Raw genomic sequence first — 19,609 nt, 5'->3', positions numbered from 1 at the left:
AGTCCTCGCTCGTCGGTGAGGTCTCTTCGTCCACGGCGCACTGCATCGCGTACAGGACCGGCTCCGCGTCCGGCCCGCGGTCGGGCTGGAGCATCCAGGTCTCGTACCGCAGGACTGAGCGCGAAGGTGGCCGTCCCCACCTCCGGTTGGCCACGGCCACCTTCGCGCTCAACTCCTCCGTCGGGGTCGGCGGACGTACATCCTCGGGCGGCACATCCGGCGGATGGCGATGATCTCGACTTCGGTGTTCATGGCGCGCAGGCGCCGGGCTGTTTGGAGCAGGGAGACCTGGGCGAAGGCGAACATGGAGCTGACGGTGATGTCGGTGCCGGTTTTGAAGAGGAGGGCGAAGACGACCCGGATGCTGCCGAAGTCTTCCAGAGGCGGTGGCCGGGCGTGTGGGCGGCGACCTGGGCCAGGAACTTGGCGCGTACTTGCTTGTCACTGCGCAGTGTCTCGCCGGCGACCACGCCCTGGGAGAAGAGGTGGCGGGGGGGCGGTGCTGCTGGTGGCTTTCTTGACGCAGATGAGCTGGTTCTCGGGTCCCAGGAGGTCGCAGATCTCCAGTCCTCCTCCCCGGAAGTTGCCGGTGCGGACGTTCTTCTTGTCAAAAAGCAGGTATCCGCTTTGCTTGGCTGCGAGCTTGTTGTACCAATCCTCGTCGTGGGAGTCGTGACCTTCAGAGTTGAGCGGGCCCTTGGGCCAAGGCGGCAGGGTGACAGTCTTGGGTTCCATGAAGAGGCGGGTGAGTTCCTCCTCCAGGTTCTGGATGAAGCTGGCGCCGACTTCGAACCATTTGCCGTTGCCGTAGAAGAGCCGGTCGGTGCCTGTCGGGATGTCGGCGATGAGCCATTCCCTGCCGTTGGTGGTGGTACCGGCGGGGGTTTGGCAGTCCGCGTCGCTGAACATGGTGACGCGGACGTCGCCCAGCGTTCGGTTCCCTCCTGTCCACGACACCTGGTAGGAAGCGGCGGTCAAGGCCCACGGCGAGCGAGACGGCACCCGCGCGCTCATCGAGATCCTTCTCCTCGGACGGCACCTGCCGCACGAGCACCTGGTCACCGGACTCGCCGCCGCCTCAAGACCGGGGCGCTGACGGCGGACGCCGTCGCTCTTGAAGCCCGCAAGGTGGCAGACGCCGACACCGGCCCTGCCGAGGCTCCGGAACCAATAGCAGAAAGCCGGACGAGCATCGCCCCGTTGCCCGCTGCCATCCGGGCCCACTTGCCACCTGACAAACGGCCTCTGCCGTCGGTCGCTCACTACGACCAGCTCCTGCGGCTCCGCCGCGGCCCCCCTACCAGGTATGCCGGATGCTGAGGCTGCCCACCACCCGGTCCCAGTTCCCCGAGCTCGCCGAAACCGCCGGCCGCGAGGAGATGTCCTACCTCGGATTCCTCTTAGAACTCCTCCGGGCCGAGTGCGACGACCGGGCCCGCCGCCGGTCCGAGCGGCGCATCAAGGCCGCCGGATTCCCACGCGACAAGTCGCTGCGCAAGTTCGACTTCGACGGCAACCCCAACATCGACCCGGCCATGGTCCACACCCTCGCCAAATGTGAATGGATCAAGAAGGGACTGCCGCTCTGCCTCATCGGCGACTCCGGCACCGGCAAGTCCCATCTGCTGATCGCGCTGGGCACGCGAGGCGTTTGGCGCCGTCAGGGCTTTCCGTCGGGGTGGTGGTCGATCCACGACAAGCCACCGATATCGAGGTGTTTACGGGCGCGTGTGACGGCCACGTAGGCGAGGCGGGCTTCACCGGGATCGATCGGTTCTGGGATCGGCTTGCCGCTGGGGTCTTGCTCGTCGGTGTCTTTGGGCGGGGGGAAGTCGTCGGCGATCTTCACTCGGGCCCATTCTCGTCCTTTGGCCTTGTGCGCCGTGGAGACGGTGACCTGGGCGTGTGATTCGTGACTGAGGTGGCTGACCGCGGAGAGGATGGCGTCGGTGCCGTGGTTGTCGACGAGGTCGACCAGTGGCTGCAGGTCGCGGCCGCAGGGGTCGTGTGCGGCGTAGTCCTGGACGGCTCCCCAGGTGGGGAAGAGGATGAGTTCGGGGTGGCTGGTGGGTCGGCCTTCTTGGAGCTGTCGGGCGGCGAGGGCGAGGGAGCGGAGGCTGTCGCCTCCCCCGGCGAGGGCTACCCGGGTCCGGGCGGACAGGAGAGCCATGACGTGCTTCATGGCGCCGACGTTGGTGCGACACAGGATCGCGTCGGGTGCAGTGAGGGGGCCGAGGTCGGTGGGTGTTGTGGTGCTGCCGGTGAGGCGCAGGGGCGCTTCGGCGATGGTGAGCCAGCGGTTGGCTTCCGCTGCCAGGGCGGGGCCGAAGCGGAAGGAGCGGGAGAGGGTGAGGTGGGCCCCGTCGAAACCGGTCATGACGTCTTTGGCGCCGCGCCAGTGGTAGATGGCCTGGGCTGAGTCGCCGACCATGACGAGCTGGGCGTGGTTGCGCTGGTTGTTGAAGATGTGTTCGACGACGGGGTTGGTGTCCTGGGCTTCGTCGAGGAGGAGGAAGTCTGCGGGGATCTTGGGGTCGGTGAGGGACCAGATTTTGAGGAAGTGGTCGGGGTCGAAGCGAACTGCTCCGTCGTCGGGATGCTGGAGGTCGGACCACGCCTTTTGTGCGAACTTGACGGCGAGATGGGTGAGTTCGCTGTGCCTGGCCGGGTCTTCGAGGCCGCGTAGGGCCGGGACGTGGTGGGTGGTGATGGCGCGGTCTGCGGAGTGGCAGAACCGGGTCACGGTGCGCAGGACGGTGTTGGAGAGCGTGGTGGGCGTGAGGTCGTGGCCGCCGATGCGGACGGTTTTGGTGATGCCGAGGTCTTGGCCGGTTTGCCAGGCGGGCTTGCGCGGGGCGTCGAGGCGGCGTGTGTAGCGGTGGCCGATGGCGGCGTAGGCGAGGGAGTGTGCGGTGCGGCAGGTGACGGTGGCCGGAAAGCGGGTGGCGGCGTCGCCGGCGATGGCGCGGTTGTAGGCGAGGTAGCGGCCGCGGCGTTTGGTGCCTTGGGCGAGGAGGGCCAGGGTCGAGGTCTTTCCGGTGCCTGCGCCGGCTTGGAGGGCCATGTGGTCGCCCGCGTGGAAGCGGTCGGCTGCGTGGGCTTGTTCGTCAGTGGGGGTGAACACGGTCTGCTCCAGTGGCGGGACGAGGTGGGAGAAGGGGATGACGGTCTCTGCCGATGCCAGGGGTCGCTGCGGACAGCTTCGAGGTGTCAGCGCCAGGTCGTAGGAACGAGCCGGGACACGTCTCCCTCGGGAGTCGGCTTCGGTGACGCTGCTGCGCGTCAACGGACGTGGTGGCGGCTGCCAGGAAGGCGGGACACCAGGTGCTCGTGGTGCCGGATCGGGTCGAAGGGCTCCCAGTCTGTTCGGGCCAGGTCGGGTACTCCGGTGATTGACGCGTGGGTGGAGCAGCGTTGGGTCCGCCAGCGCAGTTGCTCCGAGTAGGACAGGTGACCGAGGTCGTAGATGGCGATATCTACTACGGGCCGGGCCAGTTGGCGGCTGCGGTTGCAGGCTGCAGGGGCGAGCACCCACCGCCCTGGGGCGGCTCCGGAATCCAAGACGCGCTGGAGACAGCGGGTGCGGCGACGGGTCTGGGCAACGCACTGGATGTCTTCGACAGGTTGTGCTGCGAGGTATCGGCCGTACAGGAGCTGTACGAGGGGGCGGGCCGGCCGGCAGGGGTCTGCTGCGGTTTCGTCGGCAGGTTTCTCGCCGGGTGTGAAAGCGCCGGCGTCTACGAGGTGGCGGGTGTTGAGGGCAAGACGCCTGCGCAGGCCGTCGAGCTGGGGCGGGAGCTCCTGTGGTGTGGAGTGTGCAGGGCACAGGGTGTGGTGGGTGATGCGGCACCATGGGCTGCCGTCACCGGCCGGGTGGGCAATTCCGGAGGCGACGTGCCAGCGGCGGCTAGTAGGGACGATCTTGGACGGCAGTTCGGTGGGGTGGAGTCCGACGGGTTGCCGGCTGCTGGTGGTGTGCCATTCGATTCGGTTGCCGCAGTCGCGGCAGCGGCTGGCCTGGGCGATGCGCAGCAGGCGGCTAGGACTGTCGGTGGCTACCTGCAGGGCGCGCCTGCGGTGTGGCGCGGTGGGGCTGCCGTCCCAGTGGCGGCCGGTGGAGGCATGGGTGGGGCGCATGGGCGTGAAGGTGCCAGTCGACGCGCCGAGACAGTGGCGTGCGCACGGTTCCGGTCCCCCGGTCGGCCCATCACGTGGGAACAGGAAGGCGATGACTCGCTCGCATGTTCTCGTGTCGTGACTGGTTCGGGTGATCTCTGGCAGCCGGAACGTGGATTACTGGGTGTCGCCGCCTGGGGGTGCGTGGCCTTCGCAGAGGGCGGCGAAGAGGCCGCCGAGGGGGACGTCGAAGGCGTGGCCGAGGGCGTGCCAGGTGGCGAGGGATCCGATGGTGCGGCCCTGCTCGATTTCGATGAGGGTGCGCCTGGACAAGGCGGTTTTTTCGGCGAGTTCGTCGTAGGTCCAGCCGCGTTCTCCCCTGAGGCGCGCGAGTTGCAGGCGCAGCGCGTCGAGGTTTGGTTCGGGCGGCAAGATCGTCACTTGTCCATCCGAAGGTGCAGGACCCTGCCCTGTCAGTGCAGACCTCTGCCCTATTTGTGTAGGTGAGTGCACCGCCACAGAGGGCAGACATCTGCACTACGGTGTGCGGCCATCACGACACTCCCCCGCCGCCCGACTCTCACGGGCCCGAACCAGCGGGTGACAGAGAGGGGTTCTCGGCCGATGAGGCTGTGCACCATGCGCCCGCCCGCGACACGCGCCTGGACCGTCGAACTACGGCCTCATCCCCAAGGACCGGTCCTCGCCTGCGCCCACTGCCCCCTCGAGCCGGAAACCCTCCAAGGGCACGCTGCACGCTCGGCAGCTCTTGCACACCTCGCCCGCCATGCTCGCCGCTCGCTCCTTCCTCAGCACCTGCGGACCTGCCAGTGCCACGAACGCGGCTGCCGCTGGCACCCCCGCCACCGCGGTTGCGCCGGCCCTCTCCTCCTCGTTCTCTCCCGCGCACGCGGAGGCCGGCTTTGGCGTCTCGCGGACACGTGCCTCGCCTGCGCCCGCGCCATGCCCGACGCCTCGGTCATCCCCGAGACCACCCTCAACCCGGCTACCGGGCCCTCGCCCACCGTGCGACGCCGCTCAAGCAGGAGCCGTCACGAAGAAGCCGAACGGGCCCTCGTCGACAACATGCTCAGCTACCTCGCCGCTTCGCTCCCCCCGCACGTGAGCGCTGAAGCCCGAGCCCTGGCCGTGCAGTGCGTCCTACGTTCCGACTCCTCTGGCCTGGTCCACCTGCCCCCTGGCCTCACCCGCAGCCTGGCCTTGCGCCACCAGCACGAACCCTGGGAAGAGCTCGCTGCCACAGACTGGCTCCGCCCCACCGCCTCAACGACCTCCTGGCTCATCGAGCCTCTCATCGGCGCACCAAGCCGGCGTTGCCGGGTCCGCGCCGCCGACTGGTTCCTGCGCTCGTTCCGGTCGCGCGACATCCGTCACCTGCCCGCGGAAGCACGACTCGTCGCGGTAGCCCTCGCCTCACACACACCCGCGAGAAGCGCAGACGGAGTTGCCGACAGCACCCAGTTGGCCCGCCGGTGCGGACTTCCGCCCGCTGCTCTCATTGGTGCGATCCAGTTGCTCGTCGGCAACGGATCCATCAAGGCGTGGTCATACGAAGCCGAAACCGGAGATCTGAGGTGGACTGCGGCCATGGCCTGCATGCGGCCAGGCTCCTCCTGAGCCGCCCACCGCTCGCCCGGACAAGAAACGTGTTGGATGGCTGCCGGCGAGCTGCGAAGATGTGCCTGTTTCCCAGCCGGAGGGCACTTGTTCGTTTTCGTGTGTGCGGGATGCGGCGCGGAGTTGACCACCCCGCTGTCCCAGGTCTCACTGCCCATCCACGCCCGTCAGAAGTACGGGAACGGGACTCAGCTTCCGGTGCTCATGGAGTCAGGGACGTTTGCCGTGGACCCCGACCCCTGGGGAGGGCCGTGGCGGATGTGGGACGAGATTGATCCGAGTGAGGCTGAGGCGCGCGGCATCTACGCACCGGTCTACGCCCTGTCCGACAGCATGCCCGGGGCGAGTGTCATCGCGCCCGGTGATATCCGTGGAACCCGGCTGATTCCCGAGAAGCGCGGCGGTGCCTGCTGCGGCCTCGACGGAGCCGACGGGCCCAACATGGCCTGCGAGGTATGCGACCTCCCCGTGGCGACCAGGGTCGACGACTGCTCACTCTGGCAGATGGTGCGACTCGGCTCGGACGTCGTGCACCGCGTTCCCGTCGACGGTATCCACGCCGCGCCCCTCTCCTGGGCGGAGCTGGCACAGAAGGGGGAGAAAACGCCCCCGTTGGAACCGATCGCCACATGGGGAGGACGGCTGGGGACGAACCACTACTGGTCGTGGAGCCCGCAGTGGGAGGCGGCAGCCGGCCAGGCGCTCGCCCACCTGCTGATCGCCTCCGAGGGGCAGCCGGTTAAGGTCCCGGACGGCTTGACCGCGGACGTGTTCCAACGCGCGCTCGACGCCGCGCTGCAGGCGGGTACCCCGAAGCGACGTGCCGTCCTGGCCGGACCGGGACAACCTTCCCCGGGCGCGGGCGTCGACATCCTCCTCGTCCCCGTCCATCCCCAGACGGGCCGGACCTGGACCCCTGCCGGCTCGACCACACCGGCATACCTGGTGCCCCTGCCGCTGGGGGTGTGGCTGTGGCTGGTCTCTCCCGAACCGTACTTGCCGGTTCCCGCGTCAGGCCGCATCCCCCAAGACGTACTCCGCGACGACCCGCTCCCACTGCTCCTCAACCACCCGTTCCGGGCCGACCGGGGAACGTTCCAACACACCTTGGTCCGGCTACCGGCCGTGCGCAGCCCCTGGCTGCGCACGATCCTCGAGAACCTCACACAGGGCACCTCGGCAAACCTCTTCTAGCCGTCCGGCAATCGACCAGCACCAGACTCTCGTGCCTCCCGAAGTGGTCGACATCTGCTGCCCAATTCGTCAACAAAGCCAGCAAGCCAGTAACCCGGCTCAGCCATCCCCTGCGCGACCCGTCGATGACGAAACGTGCTGTCTGTAGCGGGTCACACGCACGCTGGCCTGTCCGGCGACGTTGCCAGTACACGCGTGGAACGTACCCTGCATCACAACAACCCCGACATCTCGCAGCAACAGCCCACCCCACAGGGAGCGCAACATGACCAGCAGCCACAGCATCGCCACCACCACCGCCATGCTCCAGGCCGAACTCCCCCAACTCGAAGAACACCAGCAGGCGCTACAGAAAGAACTGCAGCAGGTAACCGAGCGGCTGGAGTCCGTACGCGGTGCCCTGACCGCACTCAATGCCCTGGCCAGCACCACGCTCCCCCAGCCGCGAACCGAAGCCCCCGCGCCCACTGACACAACCCCGCACGAAGCACGCACCGCACCGGCAAACGAGCCCACGCCCGAGCCGACCCCGGCCGATAAGGCTCTGCAGTCAGGCAAGACCGCCGTGCCGGCGCAACAGAAGACAGCAAGCAGCCGCCGCTCACCCCGCAAGGCTGCTGCAGCTCCCCGCAGGACGGCGGTACCCAAGGTGACCGACGAGCCGACGGCCAAACGCCGCCAAACTAAGGCACCCGTCACCAGCAATGCACTCAAGGCCACCACGGCTCAGGAAACGGCACCAGCCGAAACCTCGGCTACGGACGCAGGCGGGCTCACCGACCAGGTCGTCGCCGTGCTGGCCGGCCGCCCCCACACCGCGATGCGCGCCCGCGACGTCGCGCAAGTACTCGGTCGGGACGACACCACCGGCAGCATCAACACCGTACGCAGCACCCTCGACCGCCTCGTCGCCACCTCCCGCGCCCACCGTGCCGGCCGCGGCCTCTATCAAGCCCCCGTCAACTGACACTCGTGCCTCCAGTTCGGCGGAGAGCAGCCGACATGGGGGGGCAGGCCAGAGGCGGGACTACGTTGGAGTTGATCATGTCGCCCGGGCCGGCTGCGCAGGGGGTACGCAGCAGTCCTCTTGGGCCTCACCGTTTCAGAGGGTCCTGATCACCGGAAGGCCGGGGCTTCCCCCATAGAGGTATCCAATTAGGGTGCGGTGGTGCCTACTCAAGCCGAAGCTCTGTCTGCCTGTGCGTCTGAGGCGCTGTTCCGGCTCGCCACGCTCAGGCGCTTCACCGGGCGGCAGGTCCGCCTGACTGTTCACGCGGCACAGTGCCCGGTGGTGCCCGAGGACGGCAAAGTCGTGATCAGCAGTGGTTCATGGCAGGTCCTGGACGTGACGGGCAGCGGGGTCGGTCAGGTCTTGCAGGCAGCCGAGGAGAGCGGCGTGAGCGTTCTTGCGTCGTGTCGGCGCTGTGGTGGATGGCAGCAGGCCTGACGCAATAACCTCGCGACCGTGGTCGCTTCGACATCAGCGACCGGCAGCGAGCCGGCGGCCGCATGGTCCGCCACACCGCAAGGGACATTCACCCCGACGGAAGGCGTCGGGCCAGGTCTGCAGCTAGTTGCCCGGCAGCCTGGCCGCATGAGGTGAGGTCGAGTCTCTCCAGCAGCCGCATGTATCCGACCGCGTCCCTTGCCTCCGCAGCGGTCAGGACGGGAAGAAGGGGCTCGGTCGGGTAGTCGCTGGTCACCGGCTCAGGAGTCTCCACGCAGGAACCAACGGCCATCTGGTCCGCCAGGATACGACCACCTACCCGATGTACTGAGCGCACCTGCGGAGGAGATCGGACGTCGGCGTACGGCAGGCGGGGCTTCTGGCGTCGTCATCACCTACACAGCGCCGCTGCAGTCGCGTCAAATGTGTACGCGGGCCCATACCCCGGTCCAGCATGGTTCGCGACTATGGTCACCTGTGACCACCGGCCACCACCCGAACTGTGAGGTTCCCATGCCCTCCCCCGTCCCTGAGCGCCGCGACGACCTGCTTGAGCACTTCGGTCGCGACGGCTTGCGGCGATTTGGCCAGGGCAGCTTGCTGGGGGCCGTTCTTCCAGCGGCGGGGCGGGTTCTTCTGGAGGAGACCGGCGTGCCGCGGAGCGTTGCTCCCTATTTCAGGGCCCCGGCTGCCGACGAGCCGGTAACTCTCGGTGTCGTCGCTGCCCGATCTGCGGGTCCGCGGCCACATAAGGAGATGGAGAGCTGGCCGAGGATCGGGTTCGACGGCCTGGCTCACCTGTGTGTGCGCCCTGACGGCGCTGTCCAGGCCGTCGTTTTGGACGAGATCGTGGATGACATGTTCGTCAACACCGACGTCTCGACGCTGAACGCGTCGCTTCTGGCATTGGATCGTGCGCAACCGTTGATCTCGGTGGCGGCGGGGCTGGCGGAGTCGGCGGCCATCTTCCGCGATCTGAATGCGGAGCTGCGCAGGATCGACGCGGCGGCCTTTAAGGTGCGGGAGTCCTGGTGGCCTCGTGTCCTGGATGATGTTCGCCACACGTTGAACTTCCCGTTCTCCGCAGCGTTCGAGTACGTCGATGCTGGAGGTGCCAGGCAGGTGGTCACGGAGGCCACAGGGCCGGGCAGGACCCACCCTGAGGAGCTCATTTGGAGTCGCCTGTCGGGACAAGGTGTGGAGCCTGGACAGGTGCGCCGTGTCTACTGTGAGCTGGAGCCGTGCATGATGCCCGGGCACTACTGCGCCGCGTGGATGCAGAAGGCCTTTCCCCAGGCGGAGTTCACGCACAGCTTCGACTACGGCGACACCGCTGAGTCTCGCGAGGAAGGCCTGAAGGGGCTGATCGCGCATGCGGCCGAACAGGGGAGGCGTCACTGATGCGTTGGGATCCTCCTGCTGCAGGCCGTGAACCCGCGGCCGCGGCCTTGTTGGGCTGGCTTGCCGACCCTCATGCCCCTCGCCTGTGTCTGGTGTCTGGGTCGGAGGGGTGCGGAAAGTCAGCTCTGCTCGCCTGGCTCGTGCGCCATGGCAGCCAGAGCGGGACTCCGGTGGAGCGTGCCATCCACGCCGTCGTTCCCTTCGCAGGGGAAAGCCTGTGGGGGACAGTGTGGTCAATTGCCGACCAGATCGGCGTTGTGGCGCGTGCCCCGGGAGAACTGGTGGCGGCGCTGATTCGTGATCCGCGCCGCACGGTGATTGTCCTGACAGACGTGCATGACGCTGATGTCGCCGGGCTGGTGCTGGAGTTGACAGCGCTGTCGCATGTCCGGGTGATCGTCGAGTCCCGCTCGTCAAGCCCTGCGCACCATCGCCTCTCCGGAAACGGATGCGCTGAACTCGATCTCGACCTGGAGCAGTGGAGAGACCAGCTCCGCTTCGAACAGTGGCAGGCTGCTCTCTCCCAGCCCCCCCATGCCACTACCGCCTGCGCGTGCAGACCTGGGTGTGGGCGTGGAACTGTCAGATCCGGTGGCTGTCTGCGAGGCCGATCCGTGGCAGGTAACGGCTGCCTATGACCGGGGAAGCGGCCTCGGGGCCGGGGGGCTTCGCGCTGCCTGGCTGAGGGCGGGGCAGTCCCTGTGCCGGGATACGTCGTCGGCGTCTCGGGCTCTGACCCTGCTGAGCGTCCTGGGTGACGGTGCGGACCCGAGACTTGCGCCCGCGCTGGCCGGCCTGGCCGCGAAAGCGGCCTGGCGCCTGGAATGGAGCCGGGTCATGGGTGATGTGACGCCGCCCTGGCCAGGGCCTGTCACCGCGCTGTCCATTGGAGAAGGACCACTGGCCGGTTCCGTGCTGATGACGGGCCCCGACGGCACGGTCCGGGCCGTGGAACTGGCGGACGCGTCGCCACGCGGGCGGGCACCGCTGGCATGCCTGCCCGCCGGGGGGTTGACGATCCTTCCGGACGGAACCTTGCTGATGCTTGACGAGAACGGCCGTATCCAGGCCGAAAGCGCGTGGGCAGCCCGTCCGGCAGGGTCAGGGATTGCGGGGCTCCTCGACGACGGCCCCACCAGCGCCCAGCGTCTGGTGGCAGCCGTCCAAGGACACACCGGCACGGCTGTCGCCTCCGCAACCGGACATGACGCAGGCATCATCGCGATCGGCTCCGGCTCCGGCACCGTGGAAATCCTCGGCGACATCGCAGACTCAGCCCGCCTGCACAACGGCCCGGTGAACGCCCTGGCTGCAATACGTCTCCCCCTGGAGGGCGAGGCGTCCCTACCGTTTGTCTACAGTGGGGGCGCGGACGGCACCGTGCGGGCGTGGGCCCCTGGCAACGCCCCCATGGATGCACCAGTCCTTCAACGTTCCTGCCCTGTGGTGTCGCTCGACGCCGCGAGCACGCAGCACGGACCCGCGGCCGTGGTGGCCTGGGGGGACGGCGCGGTGGACTGGATCCAGTGGGACACCGGTGAGCAGCAAACATTCCGGCCCGGGCCCCCTGTCCGCGCCGTCGCTCTCGCTGCGGACAATCGCGTCGTTGTCGCCATGGACGAGGCCCTGACCTGCCTAGTCCCGAAGCAGCCACGCCTTGGTGGCGATCCTGCTCCGGTGTGAGATCGAGCTGTCTGGTTTCACTGTGTCCTCACGCCTGCAAAGTTGACGACTGATCAGCCCGCCGTGGAGGGTAGGGAGGTTGGCGACTAACGGGGGGTAGAGCATGGGGATGACGCTGCCCGATGACCTGGTCGAGGTTCTGGACCTGATAGGCATCGACTGGCCGCAGATTGACGAAGACGAGGTCAAGGCGTCCGCCAAGGACTACCGCAAGCTAGCTGAAGGCATCCGCGACGCGGTCAAGGAAGGGAACAACGCCTGCTCGCACATCGTCGCAGGCAAGAGTAAAGGCGAAACGGTCACGGCGATCGACCGTCGCTGGGGCAAGCTCACGACGAGAGACCTCGGCACCTTCGCCAAAGGGTGCGACGACCTCGCCGGCGCCCTCGATGAGTGCGCCGACCTGATCCTCGCCTGCAAAGTCGCGATCATCGGGAAACTGACCGCGACCGCCGCCACCGCCACCGCGGGTGTGGTCGGCATGTTCTTCACTGTCGGGCTCAGCGGCCTGCTGTCCGCAGCCGCCATCGCCGCCGCGCGGCTGCTCATCCAGGAGGCCATCGACTACGCCATCGACCAGATCACCTCGATCGTCACCGACAAGATCGAAGGAAAGATCCTCGGGGAGATCGAGAAGCTCTTCTCCGACCAGCTCGGCGGTGGAGCCACCCATGACGTCATGGCCTCAGGCAGCGCCGACATGGCCCAGGACCTCGTCATCGAGTTCGACGAGTTCGAGAAGGCAGCCGGCGACTACCAGAAAACGGCCACCAACTTCAACGAGAAGAAGGGCGACTTCAAGAACGGCGGCGCCACTCGCAAGTCCTCGGTGAAGAAGGACAGCCGTTTCCACAAGCTCGCCACCGTCATGGACAAGGCCGAAGACTCCGTCGACAAGAAGGCCGACGAGATGGTCAAGACTCTTGAGGACCACGGCGGCAAGATCGACAAGAGCAAGGGCAGCCATAAGAACCACGACGACGACGTCAAGGACAAGTTCAAGAAGTGTGACAAGGACGGCGATGACAACGTCCGCACATACTTGCTCAACGCAGACGGATCGGTGCAACGCCTGTACGAGGACGGGCAAACGACCAAACTTGACGATGCCGACAGGAGCCGATTGAACGGCGTTGTGCTGAACGACGGGAAGGCATGGATCCCCAGCACCCCGAAGGAGAAGAGCGAGTTCTACGCCGATTCGAAACATCCGGGCAGAGCACCTTCGACGAAGATCGGTTTCGACAGCAAAGATGATCTGGTGCGGGCTACGCAGGCCGCCAGGATTGCTCGGGATGACTACAAGGGGACCAACTACGCTGCCGGCCGGTACGTCGCTCCGGACGGCAAGGAGTCCATCCTTGTCGGCTACAGCAACAAGAACGGCCACTCCGAGCGCATGATCGGACGCCCCCTCCTCCACAATGGAAAACAGGACGGACTCACCGAGATCTTCACTGAACGAGAACCCTGCAGAAAAAATCCAGAATGTGCGCGCTGGCTAGATTACTACTTCAAGAAGGACACAAAGGTGACTCACGTCGCCGATTACTACACGCCGGAGGGGAAGACCACAAACGCGGAACACACCAAGTATGTCGCTCACTTGAAGAATCTGCACGGTAAGTAGTGGCACTATAGGGTAGGATGACAGGCGTGAACTTCTCTGTGACTCCGATGCAGTTGATGCAGGCCTATGGGCTGGAAAACATTGTGTACTTCCCGCACAGTGCGGTCACCGAATTCGATCCGCGCTCGGCTAACTTCCTGAGCACTGTGGGGCTTCCGCATTCGGAGGTGTTCGTATCCCGGGAAGACGTTGCGGACCCCTACCCCGCAGAGCTGGATGCGATCACCCTGGGGAGCCGTTTCGACCACTACGGCATGTCCTGTCCGATGGAAAGCCGGTCCTGGTGGATGCTCGGCTACTTGTTTACCTCACTCGTGGCCCTGGATCCAAAGTCGGGTAAAGTGTACGCCTTCCCGGAAGGATCCGACGGCTACATCGAACTCCATCGAGATGTCGAGTCCCTGGCGTACGCGCTCATCGAATTCCGCAAGCTAGAAGTCGATCACGACAACGATGTTGACCCCGAAGAGCTGTCAGCACGTTTCAAGCAGATCGTAGGCGCCTTCGACCCCACCCCGTTCGCTGATGAGGACTCACAATGGAACCTCTCACTGGAGGAACTGGAACACGGAATGTGGTGAAACGCCCCCTCGACATCGCGGGCCAGAGCGGGGGGATTCTCAAACGTTCGATGGGAGTGCTTCACGCGCAGAGGCTTCGCGGTGCACCCGGAAACGCACCGCGAAGCCTCTCCCGCGGTGACGGAAGCCGACAGGACGAACATTGCTTGTTGCGGCACTACCGCGGACTTGGCCCACCAGCGACATGAGATGTCTTCGACTGCTCCGCCACGCTGTGGTCCCGTTGTCGGTACCAGGGTGGCGTCCACGATCAGCACCGTGTCTCTGCGGAAGCGGCTCCGCGGCCGCAGTGCGAGCATGGGCCCGAGCTCGTTCACGATCCGGCATGGCCCGATCATCCCCCACAGCTCTGACACCAGTCGAAGAGCAGCCACGTCACGCCGGCTCTCCGCTCCCCACGTTCCCCAGTTGGTTCACTCCGTGAACCAACTGGGGCGAAGAGTAGCTCTGAGGAAAATTCGGGATCGGCATCACCTTCGGCGCCGGCCCGGCGGCGGCCGCCGTCGAGGAGCTGGGGCGCGGCCTGCTCGGGCAGTTGGCCGACTGGCAGCAGTCGATCGGCGAGCTGGGCCGCGCGCTCACCACGGCAGCTGAAGGCCGGCCGCTACCCGGCTGGTCCACCGACGCCGGCCGCACCGAGGACATCGGGTGGCGCCAGGCCCGCACCACGCTGCTCGAGGCCGTCGCACGCCACCACCATGCTCACCTGCTCGCTGCCATCGTCGAGCTCGGCGGTGAGCTGGAGCTCGCAGCTACCCGTAACGGGCGCTTCAGGCGCGGTCATCCCAGAAGGCTGCGCGGTCAGCGACGCCGGCCGCCGCCGATGCGGCGGTCGTCGGCCAGTGCGGTTAGCGGGCCGAACTCGCGGGCAAGCTCGTTCCACGTCAGAACCTCGCCACAGCGGGCCGGGAACTCCTTCGGGTTGAACTCGGGCATGGTCCAGGTGTTAGTGCCCCGGTCCCGCAGCCACAGGTCCCCGTCACCGTCGACCACCGTCGGCGGGACCGGTACGGGCTCGGTCTGATCGGTGGGCTCCCAGGTGACCCGGCCCGGGTGGGAAACGCGGCGCAGCTCGGTGGTGGCCAGCCGCGCGGCCAAGTCACGGGTGGACTCTTCGGCGCCCTTGACCGACTCGAGTCGGAATGCGTCGTCAAGTACGGGCAGGGCTGGATTCTTGCTGCGCTTTGAACTCATACGCTGACTACCTCCGGTGGGGGGCGTCACATCCGTTATGGCACCCCGTAGAGCAACACGGTATCCGAGGCGGGAGCCGGGCCAGGCCTCCTCCGCTGGAACGGTCAGCAAGCCCGCCGACGCCCAGGAAGATGCTCTGCGCCAGGTCAGCGACTTGTCGGGTGAGGCGAGGAAGGCACTCGACACGCTGACGAAGTAGCTGGAAGCAACCGTCCAGCCCACGGTTCAGCCCCCGCTCGGTACAACCCTCTCCGGGGCGAGCGCGGCCTCCAGGCGGTCCAGCCGTTCGTAGAGAGCGCGAACGAGGCGGGCGCGGTTCTGGACGCAGCGCACGGTTCCCTCCAGCGTCGCGGACAGCCGGCCTTCCGCCTCGCGCAGGACGACGTCGGCGAGCGCCCAGGGGCCGCTGCTCTTCGGCAGCTGGTCGGCGCGGCGCCGCACGTCGGCGGCGAGCGCGCGGGCGTGGCCGGTCAGCTGGAGGGAGATCTGCTGGTAGTCGCGGGTCGCGAGCGTGTCCTCGCCGGTCCAGGCGAGGACGGCCTTGACGAGGCTTTCGTACGGTTCGCGATCGAGCGGGAGCTCCGCCTGGACCAGGCCGTCGGGGTCGTACAGGACCGTGTGGGTGCTGGTGTGCATGGCGGGCCGCTGCTGGAGCGTCTTCGCGGGGGTGTCCGGCGGTCACCGCTGGGGGTCCCCGCCGTCGCAGGGCATGTCGTCCTGGTCGTCGTCGTGCTGACCGAGGAACCGGGCGAAGCCGCGGTCCGCGCGGGCCAGCAGGGCCGGGGAGGGGGCGAAGAGGTCAACGCGGCTTCCCGGATCTGACAGTGTGATGCTGCCGGCCCAGCATGCCGGCCGGCAGCGGGCTGAAGCCGAATGTGGGGTGTGATGTGTCGGCGTCAGGAGTTCGGTGCGTTCAGCCACCGCTGGTAGAAGGCCCTCAGTGAGGTTCAGGTCGAGCGCCCGGGCAGCGACCCTGGTGCAGGCGCACGGACATCCGCACCCAGGCGGCAGCCCCACAACCCAGGCGAGACGTACTGAGAGTTCAGGCAGAGGATCCGCCGACCCTGCCCCATCTGTTGAGATTCCGCGTGGTTGCAGGCCCCGGGGCACGGATGGCGCTCTCCCCTCGGCTAGCGCACCCACACGCCGAACGGCCCGCACCGTCACCCGGTGCGGGCCGTTCACCACCCAAGGGCCCGCCGGAAGGGGGAAGTCCGGCAGACCCTGCATATCCAGAGCGGTCCCACTCGCTCACCACCCGCATGCCCCCGATCCCACGACCCACACCCAGTCGTCCGACCGAGCAGCCCGGACGGCCGGGCCTGGCCTGCCAGGGGCCGGCGCAGCCGACCGCAGGCGGCTTGTGGTCAGCGCACAGATCGGCGTAGAGCCGTGCGGTCACCCCCGGCCCCCCAGGGACGCGACGTACCACCGGCATCGCAGGCCAAACCCCCGCCAGCCGCGTCACCAACCTGCCCGAACAACACACCCAGCACCGCTCCTCGCGGCGTTGTCGTCGGCTGCCATGGCGCCCTCCTCCGCCTTGCGAGGCACGGCACCAGATTCCGCTCCCTGATCCGGCCTGACCCAAACGAAAGACCCTAGGGCCGTTCGCGGGGGCCGCTCGCGTCGAGCCGCTGGTCATCGGTGGTTTCGTACCCCCGCAGCCAGGGCCGTCGAGCCCGCCACCGCGAGGGCCACCCCCGCCGCCAGTATCCCGCGGCGCGAGCGCCAGGAGAGGACCGACCAGCAGGACCGGGCCGAGAGCAGCGAACCGGCGCTCGCCCAGGAGCCCACCGAGCCGACGGAGAGCGCGGAGCCCACGGAGCCGACGGAGAGGAACGAGCCGACGGAGCCGATCGAGAGCGTCGACCCGACCGATCCGACGGACAGGAACGAGTCGCGCGACCAGAGGGACAGGCACGAACCGGACGAAGCGCGGCGAGGGGTCATACGGCGATCGTAGGGCGGCTCACCGCTCCCTGCCCCCGGCGGAGAGGGCGTGTCAGACCCCTGTGGCACGGTGGTTCCCGAGGCGGGAGAGCCGTCCTCGACGGATCCCGGAGAAGACCCCGGAGAACCCAGGGAGCAACACGTGAACGACGCCGCCGCCGGCGCCCCCGCCGCCCGCCGCCGCCCGGCGCGCGGACGGCCCTCGGACCTCGCCCTGATCACGGCCTGGTGGCAGGGGCTCGGTGGCGACGGGTTCCTCGTGCTCCCTCCGCCGAACCGGGGCCGCTACACGCAGTCCGACGGCCACGAGGACGCCGCCGAGGTCCGCGCGGAGCGCGGGCTCACCGGCCCCGTCTCCTTCGCGTACTGGCACTGGCAGTCCCACGGGCGGGCCTTCGGCCGTTCCAGCGCGCTGAAGGGCGAACTGCTGCTGCACTGGGGCGGCGACCACGCCACCGTCGCCGCCGGGCTCGGTGAGGGGCCGGCCGGTTTCCGGGTCGTGGACGGCGGTCCTCAGGGCGCCTTCCGGCTGGACCGGATCACCGACCGGGACGAGGCGGGACTGCCCGATCCCGCTGACCCTGACGGCGTACGGCAGTTCCTCGACGCGCTCGACGAGCCGGTGGACCGCAGCGTTTCCCCGCTCCGGTACCGGCCCTTGTCCCCGGTCGAGGCCGCCTGGCTCCACGAACGGCTGGACGACCCCCAGGACCTCGCCGCCGCGACCCGGTTCGCGGTCTCGCTGGAGCGCAGAGACGGGCTCACGCCCGACGAGACGGAGCGGCTGCTGCGCGCCTGGCGTGCGGAGTACGAAGGGCGGCTCACGGCGTGGGGCGCCTGGGCGGAGCTGCTCCACGCGCTGCTGCGCCACGGCCACGCGGAGGCGTGGGGGACGGTCGACGCCCTCGGCGTCGGCGACCCCCGGGTGGCCGACGTCGTGTCCCGCATGCCGTCGGAGCGGGGCCTGGCCGTCGTGCGGGAGGCCGCGCTCGCGGGCCATCGTGCCCCGGTGCACGCCTGGCTCGCGCTGCACCGGTCGCTCCGCGAGCCGGACGCGGTACGGGCCGCGGCGGCCCTCGCGGCGGATCTGGCCGCGCATGACGTGCCGGAGACCTCGCTGCACGGGCTGTACGGTGCGCTGATCGAGGCCGTCACCGCCGACTGGCGCCGGGAGACGGCGGCGGGCTACCACGCCGGCCGGTCGTACGCCGGGCTCGCGGCGGTCCGCTTCGCCACCGACGACAGACTGCCGCGGGTGCTGCGCGTCCTCGCCGCGGACGCGGCCCGCGAACAGGTGGAGCACATCCGGGAGGAGGCGCTCCGGCCCGGCCAGACCGACCTCGACGGGGTCGGCACCGCCGACGTACTGGCCGCCGTGGACCGTTACGAGGCCGCCAGGGACGGACTCCTGTCCGGTACCGGCCCCGAACTCACCGGCTCCGAGACCAAGCTCGCCGACGTGTGGCACCGGTACCGGACACTCACCGACGTCGACGTGCGCTGGCTGCGGGACCGGGTGGCCGACCCGACGACCGGCCTGCAGGGGCTCGGGTTCTGCCTCGAACTCCTCGTCGCCCACGGTCTGGCCACCGCGTCCGACGTCGAGGCCCTGCTGCCGCGTCGGCTGAAGGACCTCACCAAGAAGTACCGGACCACGTACACCGAATGGCGCCACCCGCTCGTCACCCTGACCTGTCTCGCCCTCGACCTGGACCACCCAGCCGCGGGGAAACTGGTCTCCTGGTGGAACGCGGCCCGGCCGCTGTGGAAGGACGAACTGCGGCTCCTCACCCACCTCGGCGCCCCCGACGAGGCCAAGGCCGCCGAACTGTGGGACTTCGTCACCTCGCCCGCCCACGACGTGGGCCAGCTGATGACCTGGGTGCTGGTCCGGGCCCGCCTCGACGGGGAGCACCCGCTGCTCGTCGCCGACCGGCTGATCGGCAACCCGGACATCCGCGAGTACGTGCTGCGCAGGGTGCTGATCGGCGTGGCGGACCCCGAACAGCCGCTGTGGCACTACGCCGTCGACCCGAGAAGCGTGTGCTGGTGGCGGCGCGCCCAGAAGGTCGCCGAGCACCCCGGCCTCTCCCCTGAGGCCCGTGCCGTCGGCCTGAGCGTCGCCCGCGAGCACTACCTCATCCGCTACCCGGACCAGGTGAGCCCCGCACCGACGGAGGCGGACCGCGCGAAGGCCGTGGCCTGGCTCGCCCAGCAGGACACCCCCAAGCCCTAGGTGTATTGATCACGAGCGTTGTTGACAGTCGTGGGTCTTGATCATGGCGAAGACCTCCGGTGTGGTGGAGCTGTCTAGGAACACACCGCACGAAGGTCTTCGTGTCCCACCGAAATGCCCGGCTGACCGTCTTCGGTAGGCGGCTGCTGGTCGAACGTGTCCGCTCAGGCCGGCCGGTCGCGCATGTCGCGGCCGAGATGGGCATCTCGCGGGCCACCGCCCACAAGTGGATGCGCTTATCCGCGCCGCGCGGACGGCTGTCCTGTCCCAGATAAGTGTGGGCAGGGCGAGGACCCTGACCTGCGGTGCCTAGAGTTGAGCGGGACACGAGAGCGGCCCATGTCCCACTGGGCCGTAGGCAGGACGATGAGTCGCTCACGGCGCCAGCGGTGGCCTAGGGTCTTTCGTTCGGATCAGGCCGGATCAGGGAGCGGGGTCTGGTGCATGGGGTCTCCCCAGGCCCGCCAGGGCCGAGGGGACGGATCGCAAGGCGGAGGAGGGAGCCAACGCGGAGCGTTGGCGACCGACGACAACGC

The 19,609-nt window shown here is 68.2% G+C and carries 16 protein-coding genes and 4 pseudogenes; 11 read left to right on the top strand and 9 right to left on the bottom strand.

All coding sequences use genetic code 11. The features are described 5' to 3' along the window. Window positions 1–168: 168 nt before the first annotated feature. Window positions 169–909 (bottom strand): annotated as a pseudogene (locus ABZY12_RS31820) (DUF6119 family protein). Between the two features lie 392 nt (window positions 910–1,301). On the opposite strand from ABZY12_RS31820, the pseudogene ABZY12_RS31815 reads away from it, so the two are divergent. Continuing rightward, window positions 1,302–1,643: pseudogene (locus tag ABZY12_RS31815) on the top strand (ATP-binding protein); the annotation flags it as partial. A 17-nt stretch (window positions 1,644–1,660) separates the two neighbouring features. Here the strand turns inward: ABZY12_RS31815 and ABZY12_RS31810 are convergent. The 3 genes from ABZY12_RS31810 to ABZY12_RS31800 all read right to left on the bottom strand — a co-directional run bounded on the left by ABZY12_RS31810 (window position 1,661) and on the right by ABZY12_RS31800 (window position 4,557). Continuing rightward, window positions 1,661–3,124, bottom strand: a complete 1,464-nt coding sequence (locus tag ABZY12_RS31810) for a UvrD-helicase domain-containing protein (protein ID WP_356896482.1) — start codon at window positions 3,122–3,124, stop codon at window positions 1,661–1,663. 158 nt (window positions 3,125–3,282) lie between these two features. After that, window positions 3,283–4,137: a DUF6083 domain-containing protein gene (locus ABZY12_RS31805; RefSeq protein WP_356896480.1), complete on the bottom strand. Its 855-nt coding sequence runs from the start codon at window positions 4,135–4,137 to the stop codon at window positions 3,283–3,285. Window positions 4,138–4,293: 156 nt separating this feature from the next. Next, window positions 4,294–4,557 carry a helix-turn-helix transcriptional regulator gene (locus ABZY12_RS31800; RefSeq protein ID WP_356896478.1) on the bottom strand — a complete coding sequence of 88 codons (264 nt, stop codon included), beginning with the start codon at window positions 4,555–4,557 and terminating at the stop codon, window positions 4,294–4,296. Between the two features lie 1,284 nt (window positions 4,558–5,841). Between ABZY12_RS31800 and ABZY12_RS31795 the strand changes: the two genes are divergently transcribed. The 4 genes from ABZY12_RS31795 (at window position 5,842) to ABZY12_RS31780 (ending at window position 9,796) form a co-directional block, all read left to right on the top strand. After that, window positions 5,842–6,948: a hypothetical protein gene (locus tag ABZY12_RS31795; RefSeq protein WP_356896496.1), complete on the top strand. Its 1,107-nt coding sequence runs from the start codon at window positions 5,842–5,844 to the stop codon at window positions 6,946–6,948. Window positions 6,949–7,213: 265 nt separating this feature from the next. Then, the gene (locus tag ABZY12_RS31790) at window positions 7,214–7,915 is read left to right on the top strand and encodes a hypothetical protein (RefSeq protein WP_356896476.1); all 702 of its coding nucleotides are present in this window, start codon (window positions 7,214–7,216) and stop codon (window positions 7,913–7,915) included. Window positions 7,916–8,116: 201 nt separating this feature from the next. Then, window positions 8,117–8,395: a hypothetical protein gene (locus tag ABZY12_RS31785; protein WP_356896474.1), complete on the top strand. Its 279-nt coding sequence runs from the start codon at window positions 8,117–8,119 to the stop codon at window positions 8,393–8,395. 423 nt (window positions 8,396–8,818) lie between these two features. Then, entirely contained in the window at window positions 8,819–9,796 is a 978-nt protein-coding gene (locus ABZY12_RS31780; RefSeq protein ID WP_356896472.1) for a nucleic acid/nucleotide deaminase domain-containing protein, read from the top strand. A gap of 233 nt (window positions 9,797–10,029) precedes the next feature. On the opposite strand, the gene ABZY12_RS31775 is transcribed toward ABZY12_RS31780, so the two are convergent. Continuing rightward, entirely contained in the window at window positions 10,030–10,182 is a 153-nt protein-coding gene (locus tag ABZY12_RS31775; RefSeq protein WP_356896470.1) for a hypothetical protein, read from the bottom strand. A gap of 451 nt (window positions 10,183–10,633) precedes the next feature. On the opposite strand from ABZY12_RS31775, the gene ABZY12_RS31770 reads away from it, so the two are divergent. From ABZY12_RS31770 to ABZY12_RS31760, 3 genes are all read left to right on the top strand, one after another. After that, window positions 10,634–11,479 (top strand): hypothetical protein, encoded by an 846-nt coding sequence (locus ABZY12_RS31770; protein ID WP_356896468.1) that lies wholly within the window; start codon window positions 10,634–10,636, stop codon window positions 11,477–11,479. A 103-nt stretch (window positions 11,480–11,582) separates the two neighbouring features. Continuing rightward, window positions 11,583–13,109: a nucleic acid/nucleotide deaminase domain-containing protein gene (locus tag ABZY12_RS31765; protein ID WP_356896466.1), complete on the top strand. Its 1,527-nt coding sequence runs from the start codon at window positions 11,583–11,585 to the stop codon at window positions 13,107–13,109. A 26-nt stretch (window positions 13,110–13,135) separates the two neighbouring features. Beyond that, on the top strand, window positions 13,136–13,690 hold the full coding sequence (locus ABZY12_RS31760) for an SUKH-4 family immunity protein (RefSeq protein ID WP_356896464.1): 555 nt from the start codon (window positions 13,136–13,138) through the stop codon (window positions 13,688–13,690). Between the two features lie 193 nt (window positions 13,691–13,883). On the opposite strand, the pseudogene ABZY12_RS31755 reads toward ABZY12_RS31760, so the two are convergent. The 3 genes and pseudogenes from ABZY12_RS31755 to ABZY12_RS31745 form a co-directional block, all read right to left on the bottom strand. Further along, window positions 13,884–14,055: pseudogene (locus tag ABZY12_RS31755) on the bottom strand (IS5/IS1182 family transposase); the annotation flags it as partial. Between the two features lie 436 nt (window positions 14,056–14,491). Then, the gene (locus tag ABZY12_RS31750; RefSeq protein ID WP_356896462.1) at window positions 14,492–14,884 is read right to left on the bottom strand and encodes a hypothetical protein; all 393 of its coding nucleotides are present in this window, start codon (window positions 14,882–14,884) and stop codon (window positions 14,492–14,494) included. 225 nt (window positions 14,885–15,109) lie between these two features. Further along, window positions 15,110–15,520 (bottom strand): DUF6415 family natural product biosynthesis protein, encoded by a 411-nt coding sequence (locus tag ABZY12_RS31745; protein WP_356896460.1) that lies wholly within the window; start codon window positions 15,518–15,520, stop codon window positions 15,110–15,112. On the opposite strand from ABZY12_RS31745, the gene ABZY12_RS31740 reads away from it, so the two are divergent. Continuing rightward, a complete protein-coding gene (locus tag ABZY12_RS31740; RefSeq protein ID WP_356896458.1) occupies window positions 15,515–15,706 on the top strand; it encodes a hypothetical protein in 192 nt (63 codons plus the stop codon). The genes ABZY12_RS31745 and ABZY12_RS31740 overlap by 6 nt on opposite strands. An 819-nt stretch (window positions 15,707–16,525) precedes the next feature. Here the strand turns inward: ABZY12_RS31740 and ABZY12_RS31735 are convergent. After that, entirely contained in the window at window positions 16,526–16,837 is a 312-nt protein-coding gene (locus ABZY12_RS31735) for a hypothetical protein (RefSeq protein ID WP_356896456.1), read from the bottom strand. A 142-nt stretch (window positions 16,838–16,979) separates the two neighbouring features. Between ABZY12_RS31735 and ABZY12_RS31730 the strand changes: the two genes are divergently transcribed. Then, window positions 16,980–19,073: a hypothetical protein gene (locus ABZY12_RS31730; protein WP_356896454.1), complete on the top strand. Its 2,094-nt coding sequence runs from the start codon at window positions 16,980–16,982 to the stop codon at window positions 19,071–19,073. Window positions 19,074–19,174: 101 nt separating this feature from the next. Then, window positions 19,175–19,309 (top strand): annotated as a pseudogene (locus tag ABZY12_RS31725) (leucine zipper domain-containing protein); the annotation flags it as partial. Between the last annotated feature and the right edge of the window lie 300 nt (window positions 19,310–19,609).

The sequence above is a fragment of the Streptomyces sp. NPDC006551 genome (assembly GCF_040611675.1).
Lineage (GTDB): Bacteria > Actinomycetota > Actinomycetes > Streptomycetales > Streptomycetaceae > Streptomyces.
This window is presented reverse-complemented; position numbering and strand designations above follow the sequence as displayed.

Bases quoted from the DNA above. Each gene is read 5' to 3' on its own strand.
- ABZY12_RS31770 (WP_356896468.1), top strand. From the start codon at position 10,634: ATGGGTGATGTGACGCCGCCCTGGCCAGGGCCTGTCACCGCGCTGTCC.
- ABZY12_RS31775 (WP_356896470.1), bottom strand. From the start codon at position 10,182: ATGCGACAGCGCTGTCAACTCCAGCACCAGCCCGGCGACATCAGCGTC.
- ABZY12_RS31745 (WP_356896460.1), bottom strand. From the start codon at position 15,520: ATGCACACCAGCACCCACACGGTCCTGTACGACCCCGACGGCCTGGTC.
- ABZY12_RS31750 (WP_356896462.1), bottom strand. From the start codon at position 14,884: ATGAGTTCAAAGCGCAGCAAGAATCCAGCCCTGCCCGTACTTGACGAC.
- ABZY12_RS31790 (WP_356896476.1), top strand. From the start codon at position 7,214: ATGACCAGCAGCCACAGCATCGCCACCACCACCGCCATGCTCCAGGCC.
- ABZY12_RS31735 (WP_356896456.1), bottom strand. From the start codon at position 16,837: ATGACCCCTCGCCGCGCTTCGTCCGGTTCGTGCCTGTCCCTCTGGTCG.
- ABZY12_RS31805 (WP_356896480.1), bottom strand. From the start codon at position 4,137: ATGCGCCCCACCCATGCCTCCACCGGCCGCCACTGGGACGGCAGCCCC.
- ABZY12_RS31780 (WP_356896472.1), top strand. From the start codon at position 8,819: ATGTGTACGCGGGCCCATACCCCGGTCCAGCATGGTTCGCGACTATGG.
- ABZY12_RS31765 (WP_356896466.1), top strand. From the start codon at position 11,583: ATGGGGATGACGCTGCCCGATGACCTGGTCGAGGTTCTGGACCTGATA.